The organism is Skermanella sp., assembly GCF_059503625.1.
The window spans coordinates 1-6,140 of the sequence record NZ_JCACHA010001011.1 but is presented as its reverse complement, the minus strand read 5'-3'; the positions used below and the strand labels follow the sequence as shown (position 1 = coordinate 6,140).

The following is a 6,140-nucleotide window of genomic DNA, read 5'->3' as shown; positions in this document are numbered from 1 at the left end:
ACCCGCTCAACACGTCGGATTTCTCCTCCTTCCTGCTCCAGGCGCAGGGCTCCGGCGCCGAGGTGATCGGCCTCGCCAATGCCGGCATGGACACCACCACCTCGATCAAGCAGGCGGCGGAGTTCGGCATCGTCGCCGGCGGCCAGAGCCTCGCGGGCCTGCTGCTGGTGCTCAGCGACATCCACGCGCTCGGGCTGGAAACCGCTAAGGGCCTCGTCCTGACGACCGGCTTCTACTGGGACCTTGACGACGAGTCGCGGGCATGGTCGCAGCGCTACTACGAGCGCATGCAGCGGATGCCCAACATGGTCCAGGCGGGCGTCTATTCCTCCGTCATGCATTACCTGAAGGCGGTCCAGGAAGCGGGGAGCGATGAAGGCAAGGTCGTTGCCGCAAAGATGAAGGAACTGCCGATCAAGGACATGTTCGCCCGCAACGGCAAGGTCCGCGAGGACGGCCGGATGGTGCACGACATGTATCTCGCCCGCGTCAAGACCCCGGCGCAGTCCAAGAAGCCCTGGGATTATTACGAGATCGTCCGCACCATCCCCGGCGATCAGGCCTACCTGCCGCTCGACCGCAGCCCGTGCCCGCTGGTCAAGAAGTAAGGAACGGCCGTCCCTACCGGAGCCGCCCGGCCAGCAGCCACAGCATGACCAGGGCGGCCCCGGACAGGAACAGTCCTATATAAAGACGGACCGGGACACTCACGCGCTCCTCCGCCGGCTGACGCCTGCCCGTGGATTTGTCTGCTGACTTCCCGTGCGCAGGAGAGCCGGGCGGAGCCGCCGGGGGCGCCGGATTGCGCCGGGGGTCGTGCAGGCTGACCAGCGTCCAGTCGTAGACCTCGCCCCTGGCATCCGGATCGGCCTGAAGCCGGATCAGCCGCAGGAAAGCACGCGGCGTCCCGCGCACCGCCGCCGCGAAGGCGGCGGCGCCGTCTGCCTGGGCATCGTGGACGGTCAGCGTCTCCCACTTCTTGCCGGAAGCCTTCTGCACGACGAAGCGCTCTCCATTCGGTCGATCTCTACTCATCCGCGACAAACCGCCGCATATCTGACTCCGGGATGGAACCATACCCCATTTGGGTGCCTACTTTCGTTCAGGATGACCCGTCGAACTGACTGCATCAGACCCGACTAAACCAGACCGGCATCCGCAAACGCGGGACTGTTCTCGGCCCACCGATCCTAAGCACCCGATCTTCAATACACGACCGGTTCGCCGTCCAATCATCAATCCCGCCCAGACCATGGGAGGCATCGGTGTTGACGCTCAACGACTGTATCGCACTCAGTGACCTGCTCCCCGAAGAAATCGAGGAGATTTCCCGCCACGAACGTCTTGGTTTCGTTCCGGCGATGGCCAAAGGCCACAACCTGCTGAACCAGCCTTGGGGGCCTCCGGCGATCCGCCAGATCCTTCGCGACAACCTGACCGCCGCGGTGCGGACGTCGCAGGTCGAGCGCTGCGGCCGCGCGATGGAAACCTACCAGGGCTTCCAAGCCCGCCATCCCGGCGGCATCGATCGCCGCAAGCGGCTCTGAGGCTTGCCGCTTACCCCCGCCTGACATCCGGAAACACCTTGGCGACGGCCGCTTCCAGTTCGGCGACCGTCGTTTCCGCAATCCGCCGGTCATGCTCGCCGCTCAGGTCCAGCAGCCGTTCGATCGTCCGGGCATGCAGGTGCAGGATGTCGATCGACCGCGAATCCGTCCCGTTCATGCGGTCGCGGATCGACGCCAGCGACGCCCATGTCCGCTGGATCAGCGGCTGGCTCAATCCCACGCTCTGCCGGATACCGTCCATCGTGTCGATCAGCAAGGTGGCCAGCCGTTCCGGGTTCGCCGAGATCAGCAGGCCTTCCCGCGCCATCTCCAGCCGCGCCCGGTCGGCCGAAACCAGCTCGACACGTTTCAGCCGGACGCGCGAGAACAGCCGTTTGGACGCGTGCGACGGACGGACCAGGCCCGGCGGCATTCCCAAAGCCGCCGCCAGCGGGGCCGGATCGATCATGAAGGCGTCGCCGACGGCATCGAGGTTCTCGGTCGGAACGGTGCCCCGCGCCTCCGCCTCCTTCGGCACATATCCCTGAGGCACCCCGGCCATCGAGACGCCCTTGCCTTGCTGCACCCGCCGCCGGTCCGGCCCGAAGAACCGCCGCGTCAGCACGTAGCACCGCGTCCGCTGGATCGACGCTTCCAGCCGCGCCGCCAGCGCCTTGCGGGAGACCGGCTTCGCCAAAAACGCCGTCACGCCGGCGTCGCGCGCCCGCGCCACGAGGCTCTGGTTGCTGTGGCTGGTCAGCATGATGACGGGCATAAGCGGGTTTGGACTATCGGGGTGGTTCCGGATCAGCCGCGTCAGCGCCAAGCCCGAAACCTCCGGCATTTCCCAATCGGAGATCAGCAGGTCCGGGGCCGACCGCTGGACCTGGACGAAAGCTTCGGCGCCATTGGCGCACTCGATGATTTCGCTGATGCCGAGCGAGCGCAGCAGACCGCGCAGCACCAAGCGGGTGCCGCGGTCATCTTCCGCAACCACGACCCGGACATCGTCCGGGATATCGATGGATACGGCGCCGTCTCGGGGCATGAGCATGTTTTAGCCCGTCACCGATGCGTGGGGACGACCCGGACGAGCCATGCACAGGCGCGCCACCCCTCATTTACAGGGCCGTGGCCGTACGATAGCTAGTATGAGTTGCGGTGCAATACGAAAGTTTTGCCAGAAACATATATAATTGCTAATCTTCGCTCTCGATGTTATCCGGATCTTCGGCATCCACCACCCGTTTCGCCATCTGGTAGCTGAAGCCGACGCGTCCCAGCGCCGCCAGATCCTTGTCGCGATGCTCCGCCCGCTTGGCTGTCCGGAACGGCCCAAGCCTGCGCCGGCGCGCGAAAGCCAATGCTGCGGCCAGTTCCGTATCGCCGGGGGTTTCCTCATCGACGGTTTCCAGCGCCGCGTCTATATGGTCGGTTTCCAGTCCCTTGAGCGCCAGCTTGCCCCGGATGCCCCGCGTCGAGGTGCCGCGCCGGTGCAGGCTGGCTGCCTTCGCTTCCGCATAGGCCTTGTCGTCCAGCAGGCCGCTCCGCAGGTAGCGCTCGATCAGCGCTTCCACCAGGGCTGACCCTTCTTCCCGATCCGTGCCATGGGCGCGCGCCGACCGCTCCACCTTGCCCATCAGGACCCGGCGCAGATTGGCGGACGAGCTGGCGAAGCGCTGGAGATAATACAACGCCGCGTTCTCCAGATACTGGGCAGTGACGGGCTTCTGCGTCTTCGTTCTATTGTTAGGCGTTCTTTGATCGTTCATTTCATCTCATGCGAAATTAAAGTTTCGGTCTTTGCTCAGCCTTATTTCGGCTTGCCTAGTCCTTTTATTCGGCGCTCGGCCGAACGGATCCTGCCATATGCCTAAAATGAAATAGAAACTTCAGGTAGCTGCCCCAACATTGTTTCCAGACATTTTAGGCGTTTTTCTCTGCTAACGAATGCACGAAAGATGAATGCTCGGATGCCGGATCTCATTCCGGCCATTGCCTTGCTTTTCGGCGGCGTCGCTCTCAGCGCCGTCCTGACATTGTCCCCTCATCCCGGCGAACCGGCACTGGTCGTCTTCTCGCCCTCGACTCCCGGTGCGGAAGCCTTCGCCCGCGTCGCGGCGGCCGGATGGCTGCCGGTGGCGTCTCCCTATCCCTTCCTCGTTCTCGCGCGTCCCGACGGAGCCGGACAGTCCCGCCGGCCAGCCGACGCTTATCTCCTCCTGAACGCAAGCGCCATGTTCGGGTGCCTGCCTGCCGAAAGTACCGTTCGATGAGTGCGTTGTTATCCATGCGCCGCCGCATGTCGCTGTTCTCGATCGCCCTGCTCTGGCTCCACGTGCCGCTGGCTGTATTTGTCAGCCTTGCCGTTCCCGGCGGCGATCTCATGGCCGTCCTTGCCCTGACAGTGGTCGCGGCATCGTCCTCCAGTCTCGCCGTCTGGCGCGATCCCACCAGCCTCGCCGCCCGCACCGTGGTCGCCATCGCCTTCGTCATGGTCGTCTCCGCCCTGGTCTACGAGCTGGGCGGCTCGGCATGGCAGATCGACGCACACATGTACTACTTCGCCGCCCTGGCGATGCTGACCGGCTTCGCCTGTCCGGTGACCATCCTGTTCGGCGCCGGCGCCACGGCGCTGCACCACCTGATCCTCAACTTCGCTCTGCCTGCCGCCGTCTTTCCGGGCGGCGCCGATCTTACCCGCGTCGTCCTGCATGCCGTGATCGTCGTCCTGGAAACCGGCGTCCTGCTCTGGATGGTCACCCAGTTCGGTACCGCGCTGATGCGCTCCGAAAAGGCCCTGGACGAAGTTACCCAGACCCAGACCGAAACCGCCCGCCTGGCCCGCGAGTGGGAGGAAGAGCGTCAGGCCGCCGCCCTCAGCCGCCGGAACGACATGCTGACCCTTGCCGCCGCGTTCGAGGAAGGGATCGGCCGCATCTCCACCAGCCTCCGCACCGTCTCGGCGCAGGTCCTGCGGCAGGCCGACGATCTGGCGACCACGGCGGATGCCACCCGCGCCGACGCCGGCGTCTCGGCGTCCTCCGCCGAAGAGGTCGCCAACGGCGTCCAGAACGTCGCCACCGCCAGCGACGAGCTGACCGCTTCGGTCGGCGAGATCGGCCGTCAGCTCAGCCAGGCTTCCCGCATGACGGCGGACGCCAACGACCAGGCGCGCGCCGTCGCGGGATCGGTCGATGCGCTGGCCCGGGGCGCCGAGCAGGTCGGCCATGTCGTCCAGCTCATCCAGGCCATCGCGTCGCAGACCAACCTGCTGGCGCTGAACGCGACGATCGAGGCCGCACGCGCCGGAGAAGCCGGCAAGGGCTTCGCGGTGGTGGCATCGGAGGTCAAGAGCCTCGCCGGCCAGACCGAGAAGGCGACCGAGGAAATCTCGTCCCGCATCGCCGACATCCAGTCCGCCACCCGCGAGGCCGTCGCCGCGATCTCGCGCATTACCGGGGCGGTCACCTCGATCGACGAAGTGACCTCGACCATCGCCTCCGCCGTCGAGCAGCAGAGCGCCGCCACCCGGGAAATCGCTCAGACCGCCCAGCAGGTCGCCGGCGCGGTGGCGGTGACTGCCCACGGCATCCAGGGGGTCGGGCACGCGGCCGACCGCATGGGCGACAGCGCCGAGCAGGTCCGCACTTTTTCCGCAGCCCTGATGACCGAGGTCGAAGGGCTGGACGGGCAGGTCCGGCGCTTCGTGGCGCATCTGCGGGCGTGAGCGGTGCTCAGGGAACGGCTATAGTTTCATAAAAGTTGACACGCCAACGCATTCGGAGCAGTCTCGGCCTGCCTTTGCAACCCGCAGGGCGGCCGGGACGAGGAGCGGCAAACTCCCCAACCCGACCTGACCATTGATTCCAGTGTAAGGAAAACATCAATGGCTGAGACGAGGCTTACCACAACCGGGGTGTTTTCGCGCCGTCCTTTGTTGTCCGCTGCCGCAGTGGTTTCGACCGATGCCGCAGTGGTAACCCCCGCTTGCGGGAGTTCCTGTTGAGATGCCGGACAAGATAGTTCGGCTTGATGGGTTCAGGCGTAAACCGGCCATGTCGCCGCTGGGCCAGCGTGCGCTCGACATGGTCGAGTACATGGGAAAATCCGGACTGACGACCGCGCCAAGGGAGCCGACCGACGACATGGTCGCCGCCGGCATGCAAGCGTCGGGTGGCACCGAGACGCAGGTCCGCGCGATATTCAAGGCGATGATCGCCGCCTACGACGCAGACGGGCCGGGGGTGTCGGACGTCGTAGGTTGAGGGGGGAGGTCGGCGTCCGAGGAGACGCGGACCTCTTACGATACAGTGCCGGAGAGATTCGCCGGTGGATATCGCCGAACGGCGGTTTGATCCGGCAACGCCCTTGAGGATGACCGGCGTCCCGCTACTTGCCGCCTGGAAAGACAGCATGGACGCGGTCAAGCCACACCAGATAGAATATCGTATCTATCAACGCACCATGCACGCGGGCTTTCCCGCCCACCCGCATTTCACAAAGCGGCACATCTTTGGAAAGGCTGGCCGGTCGCGAGAATCCTGCCGCCGCCGGTCCCTTATGCGCCTTCCACTGTAAGCCGGGGTCGTT

General features: G+C 65.3%; 9 protein-coding genes. 5 read left to right on the top strand and 4 right to left on the bottom strand.

The annotated features are described in order from the left end of the window. Positions 1–608: ABC transporter substrate-binding protein (locus AC5JJ6_RS36940; RefSeq protein ID WP_496046815.1), on the top strand; the 608-nt coding region annotated here is incomplete at its 5' end. A 13-nt stretch (positions 609–621) separates the two neighbouring features. Here AC5JJ6_RS36940 and AC5JJ6_RS36935 read toward each other — a convergent pair. After that, positions 622–999: a hypothetical protein gene (locus AC5JJ6_RS36935; protein WP_496046814.1), complete on the bottom strand. Its 378-nt coding sequence runs from the start codon at positions 997–999 to the stop codon at positions 622–624. A gap of 269 nt (positions 1,000–1,268) precedes the next feature. Here AC5JJ6_RS36935 and AC5JJ6_RS36930 point away from each other — a divergent pair, with 269 nt between their 5' ends. After that, the gene (locus tag AC5JJ6_RS36930) at positions 1,269–1,547 is read left to right on the top strand and encodes a hypothetical protein (protein WP_052831665.1); all 279 of its coding nucleotides are present in this window, start codon (positions 1,269–1,271) and stop codon (positions 1,545–1,547) included. A 10-nt stretch (positions 1,548–1,557) separates the two neighbouring features. Here the strand turns inward: AC5JJ6_RS36930 and AC5JJ6_RS36925 are convergent, their stop codons facing one another. Next, positions 1,558–2,601: a response regulator gene (locus AC5JJ6_RS36925; protein WP_496046813.1), complete on the bottom strand. Its 1,044-nt coding sequence runs from the start codon at positions 2,599–2,601 to the stop codon at positions 1,558–1,560. A 145-nt stretch (positions 2,602–2,746) separates the two neighbouring features. Further along, positions 2,747–3,319, bottom strand: coding sequence for a regulatory protein RecX (locus tag AC5JJ6_RS36920; protein WP_496046812.1), 573 nt, complete (start codon positions 3,317–3,319; stop codon positions 2,747–2,749). Positions 3,320–3,520: 201 nt separating this feature from the next. Between AC5JJ6_RS36920 and AC5JJ6_RS36915 the strand changes: the two genes are divergently transcribed. The 3 genes from AC5JJ6_RS36915 (at position 3,521) to AC5JJ6_RS36905 (ending at position 5,815) form a co-directional block, all read left to right on the top strand. After that, on the top strand, positions 3,521–3,823 hold the full coding sequence (locus AC5JJ6_RS36915; protein WP_496046811.1) for a hypothetical protein: 303 nt from the start codon (positions 3,521–3,523) through the stop codon (positions 3,821–3,823). Further along, complete coding sequence (locus AC5JJ6_RS36910) at positions 3,820–5,277, top strand: methyl-accepting chemotaxis protein (protein ID WP_496046810.1); 1,458 nt, start codon at positions 3,820–3,822, stop codon at positions 5,275–5,277. The genes AC5JJ6_RS36915 and AC5JJ6_RS36910 overlap by 4 nt, the downstream gene beginning before the upstream one ends. Before the next feature lie 280 nt (positions 5,278–5,557). Continuing rightward, entirely contained in the window at positions 5,558–5,815 is a 258-nt protein-coding gene (locus AC5JJ6_RS36905; protein WP_496046809.1) for a hypothetical protein, read from the top strand. A 124-nt stretch (positions 5,816–5,939) separates the two neighbouring features. Here AC5JJ6_RS36905 and AC5JJ6_RS36900 read toward each other — a convergent pair. Next, on the bottom strand, positions 5,940–6,140 hold a 201-nt coding region (locus AC5JJ6_RS36900), incomplete at its 5' end, for a hypothetical protein (RefSeq protein ID WP_496046808.1).

Excerpts from the sequence above, each read along its gene's own strand:
- AC5JJ6_RS36910 (WP_496046810.1), top strand. The coding sequence starts at position 3,820 with ATGAGTGCGTTGTTATCCATGCGCCGCCGCATGTCGCTGTTCTCGATC.
- AC5JJ6_RS36915 (WP_496046811.1), top strand. The coding sequence starts at position 3,521 with ATGCCGGATCTCATTCCGGCCATTGCCTTGCTTTTCGGCGGCGTCGCT.
- AC5JJ6_RS36920 (WP_496046812.1), bottom strand. The coding sequence starts at position 3,319 with ATGAACGATCAAAGAACGCCTAACAATAGAACGAAGACGCAGAAGCCC.
- AC5JJ6_RS36905 (WP_496046809.1), top strand. The coding sequence starts at position 5,558 with ATGCCGGACAAGATAGTTCGGCTTGATGGGTTCAGGCGTAAACCGGCC.
- AC5JJ6_RS36925 (WP_496046813.1), bottom strand. The coding sequence starts at position 2,601 with ATGCTCATGCCCCGAGACGGCGCCGTATCCATCGATATCCCGGACGAT.